The 15,310-nt window shown below is 57.3% G+C and carries 11 protein-coding genes; 3 read left to right on the forward strand and 8 right to left on the reverse strand.

What is annotated here, in order from left to right; translation table 11 throughout:
• Nucleotides 1-534 precede the first annotated feature (534 nt).
• From AC3B5A_RS06105 to AC3B5A_RS06135, 7 genes are all read right to left on the reverse strand, one after another.
• Nucleotides 535-1,590: a zinc-binding dehydrogenase gene (locus AC3B5A_RS06105; RefSeq protein WP_489799667.1), complete on the reverse strand. Its 1,056-nt coding sequence runs from the start codon at nucleotides 1,588-1,590 to the stop codon at nucleotides 535-537.
• 255 nt (nucleotides 1,591-1,845) lie between these two features.
• On the reverse strand, nucleotides 1,846-2,856 hold the full coding sequence (locus tag AC3B5A_RS06110; RefSeq protein WP_489799669.1) for an SIS domain-containing protein: 1,011 nt from the start codon (nucleotides 2,854-2,856) through the stop codon (nucleotides 1,846-1,848).
• A 73-nt stretch (nucleotides 2,857-2,929) separates the two neighbouring features.
• Complete coding sequence (locus AC3B5A_RS06115; protein ID WP_489799671.1) at nucleotides 2,930-3,346, reverse strand: hypothetical protein; 417 nt, start codon at nucleotides 3,344-3,346, stop codon at nucleotides 2,930-2,932.
• A 75-nt stretch (nucleotides 3,347-3,421) separates the two neighbouring features.
• Entirely contained in the window at nucleotides 3,422-4,315 is an 894-nt protein-coding gene (locus tag AC3B5A_RS06120; RefSeq protein ID WP_489799673.1) for a PfkB family carbohydrate kinase, read from the reverse strand.
• Nucleotides 4,316-4,325: 10 nt separating this feature from the next.
• Nucleotides 4,326-5,636 carry an anaerobic C4-dicarboxylate transporter family protein gene (locus AC3B5A_RS06125; RefSeq protein WP_489799675.1) on the reverse strand — a complete coding sequence of 437 codons (1,311 nt, stop codon included), beginning with the start codon at nucleotides 5,634-5,636 and terminating at the stop codon, nucleotides 4,326-4,328.
• Nucleotides 5,637-5,993: 357 nt separating this feature from the next.
• The gene (locus AC3B5A_RS06130) at nucleotides 5,994-6,707 is read right to left on the reverse strand and encodes a GntR family transcriptional regulator (RefSeq protein ID WP_489799676.1); all 714 of its coding nucleotides are present in this window, start codon (nucleotides 6,705-6,707) and stop codon (nucleotides 5,994-5,996) included.
• 335 nt (nucleotides 6,708-7,042) lie between these two features.
• Complete coding sequence (locus tag AC3B5A_RS06135; protein WP_489799851.1) at nucleotides 7,043-9,871, reverse strand: phosphoenolpyruvate carboxylase; 2,829 nt, start codon at nucleotides 9,869-9,871, stop codon at nucleotides 7,043-7,045.
• A 583-nt stretch (nucleotides 9,872-10,454) separates the two neighbouring features.
• Here AC3B5A_RS06135 and AC3B5A_RS06140 point away from each other — a divergent pair.
• Nucleotides 10,455-12,326, forward strand: coding sequence for a threonine/serine exporter family protein (locus AC3B5A_RS06140; protein ID WP_489799853.1), 1,872 nt, complete (start codon nucleotides 10,455-10,457; stop codon nucleotides 12,324-12,326).
• 485 nt (nucleotides 12,327-12,811) lie between these two features.
• Here the strand turns inward: AC3B5A_RS06140 and AC3B5A_RS06145 are convergent, their stop codons facing one another.
• Nucleotides 12,812-13,006 carry a hypothetical protein gene (locus AC3B5A_RS06145; RefSeq protein ID WP_489799678.1) on the reverse strand — a complete coding sequence of 65 codons (195 nt, stop codon included), beginning with the start codon at nucleotides 13,004-13,006 and terminating at the stop codon, nucleotides 12,812-12,814.
• A 267-nt stretch (nucleotides 13,007-13,273) separates the two neighbouring features.
• On the opposite strand from AC3B5A_RS06145, the gene AC3B5A_RS06150 reads away from it, so the two are divergent.
• The gene (locus AC3B5A_RS06150; protein WP_489799855.1) at nucleotides 13,274-13,873 is read left to right on the forward strand and encodes a DUF624 domain-containing protein; all 600 of its coding nucleotides are present in this window, start codon (nucleotides 13,274-13,276) and stop codon (nucleotides 13,871-13,873) included.
• A gap of 11 nt (nucleotides 13,874-13,884) precedes the next feature.
• On the forward strand, nucleotides 13,885-15,162 hold the full coding sequence (locus tag AC3B5A_RS06155; protein ID WP_489799680.1) for a LacI family DNA-binding transcriptional regulator: 1,278 nt from the start codon (nucleotides 13,885-13,887) through the stop codon (nucleotides 15,160-15,162).
• Nucleotides 15,163-15,310 lie beyond the last annotated feature (148 nt).

The following is a 15,310-nucleotide window of genomic DNA, read 5'->3' on the forward strand; positions in this document are numbered from 1 at the left end:
GTCCGTTCAGCCGTTTGCACTACTACACCAAATAGCCGGGCATGTAATTTATCAGAATCACCCACACCTCTCTCATTGTCTTCAACAAGTTGCTATACAGACTGCATCCCTAACCGAAAACGTCCGTCTCGCCCCTCCCGCAACACAGCCATCAGAAATGTTCGATAAACCTGACACTTGACAAGTGTCAGGTTTATCGAACATTTCTATGCATGCAAGCAACGCAATCAGTCGAACAGGAAGCGGTTCACCGACCGCGACTCTCGTGCACCCACACCAGGCTCCCACACCGCAACAAGGCAAGCTTAGACAACACAAAGTTACACAAGCGATACCGCATTTCCAGCAAACCACATGCATCCACGCTCAGCACGATGGATCCAGCGAACAGTTAGACACCCGTTGAACCCATTGGAATTGCATATTGCACAGACTAGAACGATGAGATTGTTGCTCTTCGCAGCTTGTCCGAGTCAGCAGACTCAGACAAGTCAAATCGCCATGCTAAATCAGTCTACTCAACCACCACTCACCTCAGTCGAAGAACACGACCGGCTTGATAGTGTCCTTGTCATGCTCGCGAATCAGTCGCACGGCTTCCTCGATCTGGTCCATGCCATGCAGGACCGGAGTCACGATGAGCTCGGGCCGGTAGCGCTTCTGCTCGATCAAGCTCATGATGCGCTCGCCACGCACGCGACCTGCCTCAGCCTTGACGGTGCGCAGGGTCTTGTCGGTGCCACCGTAGCCGATGGTGGCCATAGGGATGCTGGTTTCGGTGTCGGCCATGAAGCCGCCAACGCTGACCACAGTGCCGCCGTAGCGCACCATTTCCAGCGCCTTGCCGATATTCGAGGCGTTACCGCCGGCAATCAGCACGCGGTCGACCGGACCACCGTTAAGATCAAGCACAGCCTTGACGATGTCCCCATCGTGATAGTCGATGAAGTCCGTGGCACCCATCTTGCGAGCGACCTCAACGGTCTTGGGGCGCGAGCCGATGCCGATAATGCGTGCCGCACCTCGTATCGCCGTCGCCGCAACACCGGTCAATCCCAGCGCTCCGATGCCGATGACCGCCACTGTGTCACCGAAGTCAACGTTCATCGCCTCAACGCCGGCAAACGCGGTCATTCCCATGTCGGAAACCGTGACGGCCTGCTCCCAGGTGACCGAATCCGGAATGTGGGAGAGCGTGGTGTCCGCATCCTTGACACCGGTCACCTCGGCGAAAACGCCGTGCTCGTTCGGGTCGTCGCTGTAGAAATAGCTGGTGTCATTGATCTTGGCATCACCCATCTGTGCTTCCAAGCTGCGATAATCGGCGCGGATGGCGGGCACCATGACCCTGTCTCCAGGCTTGAAATCCTTGACTTTCGGGCCGACTTTGTCAACGATGCCGACAGCTTCGTGGCCCACGGCACGATCCTTCAGGTTCGGGAACGCCATGGTTTCCATCATGTGCACGTCGGTGATGCAGGCGGCGACGGCAACCGTTTTAATGGTCGCACCATACTCGCCCGGCTCCGGCGGCACCAAGCCGTCGCGCCATTCCATCTTCCCTTTTCCAGCTAAAACATAGCCTTTCATAGATCCTCCCTGATCTTCACTGTTCCAATGCACGCCACTTGTGCATCAGAACACACAGACTATCACAATTCCCGTGTTCACGCGGGGAATGAGCACAACATCACATAGATGACTATTGGGCATGTGCTCCCCAAGAACCCATGCCCAATAGCATCATCGTGTCGGCATCACACAGGCATCACACCAGCGTCGCACTGGCAGCAAACCGCAGCACCGGCTCCAGCACCAACACCAACACCGGCACCAATCACACTATCAATATTGCACTTTCCACATGTAACGACGCGTCGTCAGCGGATGCTCCGTAGCATCGGCGAGCGCATGGTTGTAAATGGGGTACACATTGTTGAACAGCGAATGGTTGAAATAGTCCACTACAGACGCGTCGATGGTGGACAGGCCAAGTTCCTTGGCGTCGAGCACTTCAATACGCTTGCCGTACTGCTGAATGAACCCGAGCGCACGCTGATCCACGTCACGGGTTGACCCCTCAGACACTTGCACGACGAAGGGAACGTTCGCATCAGTCACTTCAAAGGGACCATGGAAGAACTCACCGGAGTGCAGCGCCGACGACTGTTTCCATTGCATTTCCATGAAAATGCAGATGCTTTCCATGTAGGCAGCACCGTACGAGGCACCGGATCCCATCGTGTAGATGAAGTCATCATCCTTGTATTCCTGGGCAAAATCGAGCGCGCGCTGTGCCACATGCTTACGTGCCTTGCGAATGATGCCGGTCATCTTGTCTGCGGATTGCATGAACTGTTCGTAATGCTCATACCCGCCAGTTTGGTTGAGTAATTCAACGGCAACGTAGAGAGCGCACATGGTTTTCTCGCCGGAATAGTCGATGTCTCCGGCAAGATGGTCGGGGCTGGCGTCGAACTCGTAGTGAACGATGTAGTCGCCGTATTGGATGATTTCCGATTCTTTCAACCAAGTCAGCAGGATGACCGTAGCGCCTCGCTCTTTGCCCAATGCCGCGGCGGCGATTGTTTCCGGGGTGTTGCCTTTATGGCAAGCCAGGACGATTACCGAGTTCTTGCCGAAATCTTTAGGCGTGCTGTGGATGAACTCGCCGCTGTTGAACCAGCCTGTCTTGATGGAGCCATTTTCTTGTTCGGTGAATATGCTCGCTGGGTACAAGGCTCCAAGGGAACCGCCGCAACCGACGAAGTACAGCTGTTGTACACCCCCGTTCTTTGCCTTTTTTTCAAGAATCTCCGCGACGAGACCTGTGATCTGTTCGGCTTGCTGTGACATACTGTTATATCCTTTCATGTAAGTCATATATCATTTTAGATACAAAGCAATACAAATGAGCATTGCCCATATTTCACGCGAAAATATTTCTCGCTTTACCTTGGATTTCAGCAATCTGGCGCTCTGTCAAATCCACATATTCGCTGTTTTCCGCAGTACAGCCCACATCCTGCACAATCATCATTTTCGTACTGCGTTCCAAGATGGTAAAGAACCAGCTGCCAACAGGAACGGTGTACAACGTACCCGGCTTGAGCTTCGTAACCCGCAACTCGAGTTCCTCATTACGCTCTTGCGCGGTAATCAGCGCGGCCTTACCCGAGATAAGAATGAACTGCTCATCGGTCTGATGATGCTGTTCCAAATGACGCAACCCGTCAATATCATTATCGGGCGTCCAATTCTTAATCGAAACAACCCACTTGTCGTTACGATATCCGCATTCAATGCCCATGCCATCGTAGCTATGTTCAACCGGTGACAATGCCATAGTAAACTCCTTAATTTTCAGCACATTCGGTTAGTTCAGTAAATTCAGCACGCTCAGCACATCCGGTGCCTCGCGTCAGGATTGCAGCTCAAGCACACGCCCCGAGATGGGTACTCCGTGCCCGAATGCTCCCTCAAGGCAGCACATGCGCGATGAGAACTGAGCACCCTGCCTCATGGCTCTTGCCAAGACAGTATGAGGGTTGCTCAAGTTACCCAGTGCGACACCGCGAGGGACCTGCTGCAGCAGTTTCGTAAAGAACGCGGCACTGTAGGCATCGCCGGCCCCCATTGCATCAACGACATCGTCGTTCAGGCAGGCTTCCTGATACATCAGATCACCCTGATACATCAGCCAGGAACCCTGCTCGCCAATCGTGCCCAACACAATGTCGGCGCCATAATCAGCGGCTTTGCTCATCTCACGAACCCGCTCAGCGTCACTGAGATGCGCACAGGAAAGCACCGCGATGGCAATGTGTGGGCAAACTTGCGCTAGGTATTCATCGGTCCAACGATTCGAAAAATCGAAAGCAATCGGCACACCGGTAGACTCAAGGCAATCAAGATCCCGCTCGATATAGGCGTTCAGATTTGAGCAAATCAGGTCGAACGTGCGAATATACGACAAATCAGCATCGGCGAAATCAAACCGATGATCTTTGGCAACACCGCCTTTATTCGACCCCAGGAACACCCGATCCGTCCCGTTAAGCGTGACGCAGGCGAACCCGTTCTCACCACAGAAGTGACGAGAGTGTGAATCATCAATATGGAACTCATCGAGGGCACACTGCACGCAGCGGGCCACATCGTCGTCGCCAAACTTGCCCAAGTAGGCGCTTTGCGCACCATTTTCACTGGCATAAACGCAGATGTTCACGCACTGCCCGCCCGGGTACATTTTGTGCCGAGACAAGTATTTGTCACACACATTGTCACCTATCGCGATAATTCTGGGATTTTCCATGTCGCTCCTCTCAGAAGACCAAGTAGCCCAAGCCCGCAGAGACCAGCACCGAGACGATGGTGCACACCAGCCCTGGGCGCATGTAGCTGTGATTGAGGATGAACTTGCCGATTTTCGTGGTACCGGCAGTATCGAAGGCGATGCCGGCAACAGACTGGCTGGCGTCGGGAATGAAGTAGTTCGACGAGCAGGCGACCCACCCAGCGACGATGATATACGCAGGAAGGTGCAGCGCAATGGCGATGGGCACCATGATGAGCGTGGTCGAGGCCTGACTCGTGGTGATCGCGCCCACGATGAAGACCGCTAGGATGTACACCCACGGATATTTGTTCGTCAGCGCAGACATGTTCGAGGAGATGAAGTCGGATTGTGCCGAGATGAAGGTGTTCACCAGCCAGCACAGACCGGCCGCCAGAATAATCGCAAACGTACCCGTTTTCAGCAACGGAGCATCGAGAATCTTATTGGAGTCGATGCCGCTGACCAGAACGATGATGGCGGCCACGACATACATCACCATCTGAATGACCGAAGTCATCTCCAGCGGCTTCTTGTCGAACACCGGTCGCAGTTGCGGGAAAACACCGAAAACGGTGATGACTACCATGCCGACCAGGAAGATGGCAACCGACAATTTTGCCTTCTTGCCGACAGCCTGCTCCTCGCGCACTTCCTGCTGCTTCTGCTCGATCAGCCCCTCACGCACGCGCCGCTGATATTCTGGATCATCTTCAAGTTCCTTGCCCTTGCGGTACACGGAAAGCCCGGCCGCCACAGAGCCCAGCAACGTTGCCGGGACGCATACCAACATGACCGTGCCCATATTGACGCTGGGGAACGTTGACATATAGCCGATGAGCGCGACTGTCGCAGCTGTGATAGGACTTGCGGTTATGGCTTGCTGCGAAGCGATGATACTGGCGGAAATCGGGCGTTCGGGGCGGATTTTATTACCGATGGAGATTTCGTCGATGACCGGCAACAACGAGTAGATGATATGGCCCGTTCCGGTGCAGAACGTGAAAACATAGGAGACGATCGGTGCCAGAAGCGTAACGCTGCGCGGGTGTTTGCGCAGAATCTTTTCGGCCAACCGCACCATGAAGTCCAAGCCTCCGGTGCTTTGCATGGCACAAGCCGCTGTGATGACGGCCAGCATGATAAGAATTACCGTCATAGGAGGGTCGGATGGCGCCTCGCGGAAGACGAAGGTGAAAATCACCATGCCGATTCCACCGGCCATTGCCAGGAACGTACCTCCTTTCCGGGTTCCCCAGATGATGATAATCATCAAGGTAATGAATTCAATCCAGAACATATTGAACTCCTTCGTCAGCAGTGCTGCGGCGCACTGAATCGTATTGCCGTACACATCAACGCGCACGGGAACCAACTACTTTGTCAGTTCTTATTGCATTAGATACAATATAATACAAATGAGGAGATGTCAAATACCTTTGTGCACACACCGCCCATTATCAACAGCACCGATGCACGTCATTCACGTGCCACGACACATACAAAACACTGGCTTCCGCCGGGCACGTCAGGCTTCTCTACAACCTGCATCTACGCCTAGAATTCTCCCAAAAACCGCGCACTCCACCCTCTTCGCCGCACTCCACACGACGATAAACGCCCCGCAATGAGAACCGCAACTATCCCGGCACATTACCTATACATACAATGTGAACCGTTCCGGATTACAAATCTGATGCGTCAAATGGCGGAATTCCCCATCACCAGACTCTGCAATACTGTCAATACACAGCAGCGGATGCTTCACCGGAACACCTAAATACTTGGATTCTTTATAGTTCGCACGCGCAATATCAATGGTCTTTGACGACGACGTCATCTGTATGCCATGCTTAGCCAAAATGCTATACAGCGACACATTATTGAGGTCCTCATCCATCAGAAAGAAGAAACTATCAGGGAAATACGCAGTTTCCACCATAACCGGCGAATCATCGGCATATCGCAACCGTTCCAATACCAAGACATGCTGACGCCCAGACCCTAAGGCAAGACGCTCCTTCTGCTCATCATTGGCTTCCACCAGATCGATACGCAACAGTTTGGCGCCAGGACGACACCCCTGTATATGACACATTTCGGAAAAACTCATCACACTTGACAACGAACGAGTAATTTTCCGCTCTGCAACGAACGTCCCCTTACCCGTACGCCGTTCAAGAATACCGCTATCCGCCAAAGGTTTGAGCGCTTTGCGGACCGTGACCCGGGACACCCCGAATCGTTCACACAACTGTTCTTCGGTAGGCAGCTTCATACCGGCTTTGTATTCTCCACTAGCAATAAGCCGTTCAATTGTATTTTCCAGTTGTTTGTATAGCGGTGTTGCAGAGTCTTCTTGTATCGCCATTATTCCCCTTGTTATGTGTCCTACCCATGATAATACAAAGTCGCTGCAACGTATTGACACATACCCCGACTCTGCCTCAAAAGGTACATACAAGACCTGGATACGGTACTGCACAATCGCAGAGAACTCAGCTATCTCACAAAATAGCCAGCAGGCCATTGCCTACATACGCAAGACTTCTTGCCCTTAAAATTCCACAACAGTTAGTCAGATGTATGAAAATATAACCAGTTGACACAATACTAAATAAAACGCGAACTCCTATAGAAGCAGATAAATGACCGCTTCTATAGGAGTTTCACTAGTTAGCAACATGCGAAAACCGTTCGCTCACCTCATCCAGTGTTCTGCAGGCCGGCGGCGACTCCGGAGACGGTGCAGAGGATTAGGTAGACGAAGCCGCTGCGCTGCTGGTCCTGGCTAAGCTCGGCGTTCGCCATCTTCGGAGCGGAGGCGGATTCTCCGCTCGTCCCGGGCTTACCAGCCGCGACCGCCACGCCAGACTTACCGGCGGCACCCTTGGCGCCCTGCGCCCCAGCCACTGCTCCGCCATCCTGTGCGGCCTGCACCGCGCGCAGGCTCTTGAGCGCGAGCACCTGCGTGACCGAGAGCACGTCCACATACGGCGAGCGGATGCGAATGGCTTGCCCGAGCACATGACGGTGCTGCAGCGGCCATTCGTCGCCGACGATGGCGAGCACCCACTTGCGGGTCAGCGCCATCTCGCCGAGCACCTTTTCGTTGAGGTCCGGCCGGTCGCCGAGCGCCAGATACATGCGTGCGATGCGGTCGTCGGTCTTTGCCAGCGACATCTCGATGTTGTCGATGAACGTGGAGAACACCGGCCAGTCGCGATACGCGGCCTGCAGCGTCTCCAAATCCCCAAAGCTCTCGCACGCCGTACCAAGCCCGTACCATGCGGCCAGGTTGATGCGCGCCTGCGCCCAGGAGAACACCCACGGAATGGTGCGCAAATCATCGAGCGACTTGGCACCCAGGCCGCGCTTTGCCGGACGCGACCCAATCGGCAGTAGGCCAATCTCGGTCAGTGGCGTAACAGTAGAGAACCACGGGGTGAAGTCCGACGTGCGCAGCAAGTCGAGGAACCGCTCATGGGCCGCCTTGTCCAACGCGCCAGCCATACCCCAGTATTTCTCAGTCATCTCGGTGTTGGTCTTCTCCATGCTCGGTGCGCTCTGCAGCAGCGTCGCCGCGGCCACGGACTCGACGTGACGCACCGCCAGCACCGGGTTGCCGTAGCGAGCAAAGATGCTTTCACCCTGTTCGGTAAGCTTGAACCGGCAGTTCACGGAGCCGGCCGGCTGCGCAAGCACCGCCCGGTTCGCCGGCCCGCCACCACGACCGACCGCACCACCACGCCCATGGAAGAGCGTCAGATCAATATCATGAGAGGCAGCCCATTCGGCGATGCGCCGCTGCGCGTCATGCAAAGCCAGCGTGGCCGTCGTCGGTCCGGCGTCCTTGGAGGAGTCGGAATAGCCGAGCATCACTTCCATCTTGCCTCCGGTGGCCTTCAGCCGCGCCTTCACCTCGGGAATCTTGATGATCTCTTCGAGCGTATCCACCGAATGTTCGAGGTCTTCAAGCTGTTCGAACAGCGGAATGACGTCGATGACAGGCACATCAGCGGGATCGGCGAACGCCATGCGATTCAGCTCGAACACGTCACGCACATTGCCGGCGGACTTGGTGAACGAGATGATATAACGCCGCGCGGCCTTGGCTCCGCTGCGTTTCTGGATGGCTCCCAGCGCTCGGAACGTGTCGAGCACCTCGTGGGTCATGGGCTGCAGCGCCCCGCGCTCACCGTTCAACCCGTGCTCGCGGATGTCCTCCAGTGCGCGGGAATGCACGACGGAATGCTGGCGGAACTCCATCTCCACGAGGTGGAACCCGAAGGTCTGCGCCTGCCATATCACCTGCTGTAGTAGTCCGTACGCCGCCCTCGCAGCACCGGCAGCCACCAGAGAGCGCTGCACCACCAGCAAATCCTCGATATAGTCGTCGCACGAAGCGTACATAAGGTCGGCATTGCGCGCGATGGTCTCGTGCAACCGGTCAGCGATAACCAGCATAACCGCGCGGTGCAACTCCTGGGTGGAGATGAGCATCGCCTTGTCGGTCAGGGTTTCACTCATTTCCTTCTGCCGGTTCCACAGGCCGATCAGCTCGGCGCTGGCAGGGGTGGTGTCGGCTTCCATGGTCAGGTTGGTGCCGGCGGTGCGGGTGGCACGTTCCAGCGCGGCGATGGCATGGTCGCTGAACTTGCGCGCCACGGCACGGCTGACTTTGGCCGTCACGTTCGGATTGCCGTCGCGGTCGGAACCGATCCATGAGCCGGGGTGGAAGAACGCCGGGCACTGCGGCGCCTCAAACCCGGCTTTGTCGCCCAACAGCCAGTCGTCGAAACGGCGGTAGACCTGCGGTATGGTGTCAAAAAGCGTATTGTCAAAGATGTCGAGAATGGTATCGGCCTCTTCCACCGGCGTCGGTTTCTTCAGCTCGATGGGCGAGGTGCGGAACAGGGCGTCGATTTCGTTGTACAACCGGCGATAGTTTTCACGCTTGTCAGCGCCGCCGAGCAGTTTCCCAGCACTCAGCAAGTCAGCGATACGACGGATTTTACCCTCCACCGCCTTGCGCCGCGCCTCGGTGGGGTGCGCGGTGAAGACGGGGTGAAACTCCAGCTTTCCCAGCAGTTCGCGCGCTTTGGCAGGCCCCATTTCTCCAATAAGCTGGTGGTAGGCACCGGTTAGCTCGTTCACCGGGTCGATGGCCGCGTCCTCGCTCACCGCCGCTTCACGCTCGTGCAGCACGGAGACGCGGTGGTTCTCCTCGCACAGATTGGCCAGGTGGAAGTAGGTGGTGAAGGCCCGGGCCAGCAGTTGCGCGTCATGCACGTTCAGCGCGTTGATGGTCTCGACGGCGAGCGCATGGTTCTTGTCCTGCTCTTTGACGGCCGCCGGGTCGGAGGCGTACTGCTTGGCGCTGGCCTTGTTGGCATAGTCGAGCACGGTGTCAAACAGGGAGCGCAGGTCGCCGTCGTACTCTCCCAGCACGTCGCGCAGAATCTTCAGGCACAATGCCATGTCGGCGTCCAACGAGGCCGGCAACTCCCGCTCTTCCGGAACCTTGATACCCACGCCCGAGGTGAGCGGCGACGCACTGTTCGGCTGGCCGGGCTGCGCCGGCTCTCGCCGTCCATCCTTCCTGCCCTGCCTATCATGATGCGTACTGGTTGATTCATGTGCTCGTGTCATCAGACACCTCCTTGGCCCAGCACCGGGTTGCTCGGTCAGCAGGCCTCTGCGGCTCCTCCGCAGTTGTGGTGCCTGCCGTTGCGAACCCAAAGCCCGGTCGGCTGGTTGGTTGCAGTGCCCACTTTATGCGACGAAACAGGAGTATGCGCGAAAATGTCCGAATTTATCCACAACGTGGTCATAGATATCGGCGATAGCGCGATGGCAGCCATATATGAAGCGCAAGCCGGACCAAACCTGGAATCCGATGCACGCCCAGCGCGTACAATATTTAGCGCACCACGCATCGTTCACATTATCGAACTAACAGCAGGGATGAATGCAGCACGGCAAAGCGAAGGCAAGGGCATTGTCAGAGAACGAAGAGAACAGCACAAACAATTTAGTCGACAGAGAACTCGACGACAATCTGAACGGGGGCGAGGCGGCGGTGAGCCGTTACCACACGCATTCCGTGCCGCTGGACATGGACGACATCGAGCGCGACTGGGACACCCCGGTGGCTGAAGCCAGCTTGGCAGCCAAAGCCAGCGTCATCCTGCGCGTGGGCACACTCGACCTGGGCTCGGGCACCGGCAGCTTCCGCGTGCGCGAGATGATGCACCGCATCGCCTATCCGCTGGGAGTGCACGTACGCGCCGACGTGGGTCTGACCGACGTCGAAGCCTCGTTCACCGACGGGCACGAGCGCCTCACCGAGGTAATCGACCTGCCTACTACCGGTGTCAACACGGAACGCATCTGGCTGTTGGAACATTACGCCGACTGGTTCAACGTGAACCTCGGCAAAACCGCCATCTATCATGTACGTCCGGCTATATCCGAGGAGCTCGTGGAGCGCTTGGGCACTCCGGAAGCCAAACGTTCCGCCATGCGCGCCGTGCAGCAGGCGCACCGTGCCCGCGAACGCGCCGAGAAGGTGCGGGCCAAAAGCGCTGTGCGTGCAAAACGACGCGGTTTCAAACCGCCGAAGGGCCAATACGCTGAACATTTTGACCACGTTGATGGTGCATATACCACCGAGTATGCCGGCACTTCAAACCATGCCGACCAGTTCGACCATGCCGATCATTCCAACCAAACTGCCGGAACTGGCGACCACGCCAACATCGGCGACACCACCGGCCGCATCGACGTCAGCACCGACACCGCAACGCGCCAATCATCTAACCATACTGTCGCCCATATTATCGATGTTTCACGTGAAACATCGAGTCCGCACAACGCCGCACCTCAAGCCGTCAAGCGATCTGCAGCGCAGCAGTCTGGGCCGCAGCAGGCCGGAGCGCAGCAATCCGCGCAAGAGCAACCGCAATCCCAAACCCAAACCGCTCGCACCAGCGGCACCAACGGCATCACCGTCCGACAGGCGCACGAACGGTTGAGCCTCATCGAACATCGCAAGCCACTGTATGCCCCGTGGTTCTCCGGCCTCGCCTCGGCCATCGCCTGTGCAGCCTTCGTATTCTTGCTCGGCGGTGGCCTATACGACATGATCGGCGCATTCGTGGGCGCCGGCATCGGCCAGTGGCTGCGCCGACGCATGTTCGCCCGCCACCTTAATCAGTTCTTTGTCACCTTCGCGGCAGTGGCGGCAGCAGCCTTGGCTTGCATCGGCACGCTGCGCTTCATCGGCCTGTTCGACCCGGCTGCCCTGCGCCACGACACCGCGTATATTGGCGCCATGTTGTTCGTCATCCCCGGTTTCCCGCTGATTACCGGCGGTCTCGATATTGCCAAAATCAACTTCCCATCGGGCTTGCAACGGCTGTTTTACGCGCTCTCCATCATCGTCATGGCCACATTGGCAGGCTGGATGGTGGCCACAGTGGTCCATCTCAACCCGCAGGGTTTCGAACCGATGAACCTGAACCCGTGGATCAACGGTTGCCTGCGGTTTGTGGCGGCGTTCTGCGGTGTATGGGGGTTTTCGGTACTGTTCAATTCACCGCAGCGCATGGCTCTCGTTGCTGCGACCATCGGCGCCGTCACCGACACATTGCGCCTGACCATCACTGATTTCGGGGTGCCGCCCGAAGCGGCCGCGTTCCTGAGCGCTCTGCTCGCCGGCCTGCTGGCTTCGGCCTGGCGTTCTGCGGTGCGTCACGGTTTCCTGCCACCGCACTTGGGCTACCCACGGATCTGCCTGACGGTTCCGGCAATCGTCATCATGGTGCCGGGCATGTACATGTACCGTGCCATGTTCTACCTCGGCCAGTTTGATACGCTTGACGCGCTGAATTGGGCGTTCCGCGCGTTCATGGTCATTCTGTGTCTGCCCATCGGCTTGGCCATGGCCCGCGTGCTTACCGATCGCACTTGGCGTTACGACCTGTGAGCAGCAGCTGCGACAAACAGCAGCAATGCGAAGGATTCGCCGCAGCACTGAGCCGCACAGCACGGCAGCACGCACAACACGTAGCAGCAGGCCGCGCACCGAATATCACGCAGCACAGCACCGCACACCACGCAGCGCGGCAGCAGGCAGCACGCCACACAACCGCACAGCACACAACACTCAGCAACGGAAATGCTGCATCAACCTCGCTCTGCGCAACAAAACCGTCACTGAATACGCGGGAACGACGGAAATGCTGCGTTACCCCGATCCTACGCGCCAGAACCGTCACTCACCCCGATTCAACGACGGTTCCGTTGCATACACCGCACCCAACGCAACAAAACCGACGCTAAGTACGTGGCAGCGACGGAAACGTTACGTCAGCTCAACGCCACGCAACAGAACCGACGCTCACCCCACCTCAACGACGGTTCCGTTGCATACCCCGTGCCCAACGCGTCAAAACCGACACTTACTTCGACTCAGCGACGGTTCTGTTGCGCTTGTTTACCGTCAGAACCGTACCACCGCCAGTCAAGCGTGATGCCAGTGCACGATTCGTTGACGATAAATGCGTCAACGGCACCTTGGTCGAACAGATGGACAACGACCGTGTAAAGCGATGCGCGCGCCACATCATAGTCGTCGACCGTGTAGGCACGATGGACTGCGTCCATGCAAAACGATGTTGCCTCAGCACCGCAACAATGCAAACACCAATTCGGCAGGCTGAACTTCGCCCACGCAGAGTATGCTAAACCGGCAAGTGATGGCGACGCACGGTAATGTTGGGCGGAGATGCTGTAGCGCTTAACCCCAACCGTCCCAACCGTCCCAACCGTCCCAACCGTCCCAACCGTCCCAACCGTCCCAACCGTCCCAACCGTCCCAACCGTCCCAACCACCACCGAACGCACGCCACCGACCAAAGGAGCAACAAGGCAATGAGCTGGATGTCACCCGATTCTAAATTCATGCAGGGCGTCGCGAACTTGACCGACGCCATATGGGTCAACATCCTGATGCTGCTCACCTCCATTCCCGTCGTCACCATAGGCGCCGCGCTGGCAGCCGGCCACGATGCCAACCGTCGCGCCTTGGCAGGTCAGGGGCATGTTACCGCGAATTATTTCCGCGCGTTCAAAGAGAATTTCGCCAAATCCACCGCACTGTGGGCGGTATACGGCATCGTTGGCGCCGCTCTGGTGTGCACATGGATATTGTTACAGATTACGCCGCTGCTCATCCCGAAAATCGCGTTCACCCTGCTGTGGATTGTCGGCTTTGAGTGGACATGGGCTCTGCAAGCCCGGTTCTCCAATTCCGTCTGGGGCACATTCAAAAACGGGCTGATTTTCGGGGTCTCCTATTTCGGCACCACATTGGCGCTGGTTGCCATCGATGCCGTGTTCGCAGCCTTGGCGCTGGCCTGCTGGTTCTACCTTCCGCAAGGCCTGTTCCTGCTGCTGGTTTTGGGCTACGGCACCCTCATCATGCTCCATATCCCGCTGCTGGAACGTACATTTGAGCAGTACACCAAGTAACATCACAACGTATGGGAAGAGTGACATTGCAGGACGTGGCCACGGCGGCCGGCGTCTCCACGGCGACGGCGTCGTGGGCCATCAACAACAACCGCAATGCGCGCATTCCGCAAGCCACCCGCGAGCGAGTACAGCAAGTGGCGCTGAAACTGGGCTACCATCCGAACGCTTTGGCGAAGGGTTTGGCGCGCGGCTCGTCGTCGTTGATCGGTTTTATCAGCGACGGGGTGGCAACGTCCCCGTTCGCAGGCCAGGTGATCCGCGGTGCGCAGGACGAGGCTTGGCGCAACGGCAAGATTCTGCTCATCGTTGACACTAGCGGCAAACGTTCCATTGAACGTTCCGCTTTCGATTTCATGATGGAACATCAGGTGGAAGGCATCATCTACTCGTCATGGGTTCACCAGGCCATCACGCCACCGGCCGAGCTGCACGCGGAACGCGACGTGCTGGTCAACTGTTTCGATGAGGGGCACCGCTTCCGTTCCGTGGTGCCCGACGAGCGCCAAGGCGGGTACAGCGCCACGCATCTGCTCATCGAACAAGGCCACCGCAACATTGCGTTTCTCAATGATCCCAAGCCTTCCCCAGCTTCGACAGGACGTTTGCTGGGGTACAAGCAGGCGCTGGAGGAGGCCGGTATTGCCTTCGACGAGTCTCTGGTCATCGCCGCAGCGTCGAATCAAGAAGGCGGATATGGTGCTGCCGACGCGCTGCTGAACGCCGGCGTTTCTGCCGCATTCTGCCATAACGACCGTCTCGCCATGGGCTTGTATGACGCGTTGCACGAACGCCAAGTCAGCGTTCCTGAAGACATTTCGCTTGTCGGATTCGACAACCAGCAGGTCATCGCCGCGCATTTGCACCCGAGCCTGACCACCATCGGCCTGCCACAGTACGAGCTGGGAGTGCTGGGCGTGCGTACGCTGCTTACCATGCACGGCGCCGACGCCGATGTCAACTCAGGTACCGGCTCTGACGACGAGGCCGCAGCAATCAGCAACAGCACCTCCGGCAACGCTGATTCGAACGTGCCTGGCACCGCTGGCACCGCCAGCACCAGCACCAGCACCAGCAAGAATTTAGATCTATCAATTCCAGCTGGCTCATCTTCAGCTGCCACGGGCAGTACCAATGTCAGTTCCGGCAACTCGGTGCCGTCCGCTGCTTCCCCTGCCGACTCATTCACCCTCCAAGACCACCGCTCAACCCCAGCATTCACCACACTCGGCAACGCGCAGCTTGTGGAATGCCCTGTGGTGGAGCGGGCCTCCGTGCGTCAGATTTGACAGCCGCGATAAGCGTGCTATTATCTGAAACTATCAACTGAGCTTAAGCGATTAACCTCAGTTGTGACAATGATTGTCCAGTACACAAGTCTGCCTGTCGGAGCCTTCCCGCACCGTCATGCACGACTTCGCCGCAGCCAATGCCGGT

It is taken from the genome of Bifidobacterium sp. ESL1133, from assembly GCF_058107325.1.

Coding starts and splice junctions, on each gene's coding strand:
- AC3B5A_RS06110 (WP_489799669.1), bottom strand. CDS start 2,856: ATGTCACAGCAAGCCGAACAGATCACAGGTCTCGTCGCGGAGATTCTT.
- AC3B5A_RS06130 (WP_489799676.1), bottom strand. CDS start 6,707: ATGGCGATACAAGAAGACTCTGCAACACCGCTATACAAACAACTGGAA.
- AC3B5A_RS06145 (WP_489799678.1), bottom strand. CDS start 13,006: ATGGACGCAGTCCATCGTGCCTACACGGTCGACGACTATGATGTGGCG.
- AC3B5A_RS06120 (WP_489799673.1), bottom strand. CDS start 4,315: ATGGAAAATCCCAGAATTATCGCGATAGGTGACAATGTGTGTGACAAA.
- AC3B5A_RS06125 (WP_489799675.1), bottom strand. CDS start 5,636: ATGTTCTGGATTGAATTCATTACCTTGATGATTATCATCATCTGGGGA.
- AC3B5A_RS06140 (WP_489799853.1), top strand. CDS start 10,455: ATGGACGACATCGAGCGCGACTGGGACACCCCGGTGGCTGAAGCCAGC.
- AC3B5A_RS06155 (WP_489799680.1), top strand. CDS start 13,885: ATGGGAAGAGTGACATTGCAGGACGTGGCCACGGCGGCCGGCGTCTCC.
- AC3B5A_RS06150 (WP_489799855.1), top strand. CDS start 13,274: ATGAGCTGGATGTCACCCGATTCTAAATTCATGCAGGGCGTCGCGAAC.
- AC3B5A_RS06105 (WP_489799667.1), bottom strand. CDS start 1,590: ATGAAAGGCTATGTTTTAGCTGGAAAAGGGAAGATGGAATGGCGCGAC.
- AC3B5A_RS06115 (WP_489799671.1), bottom strand. CDS start 3,346: ATGGCATTGTCACCGGTTGAACATAGCTACGATGGCATGGGCATTGAA.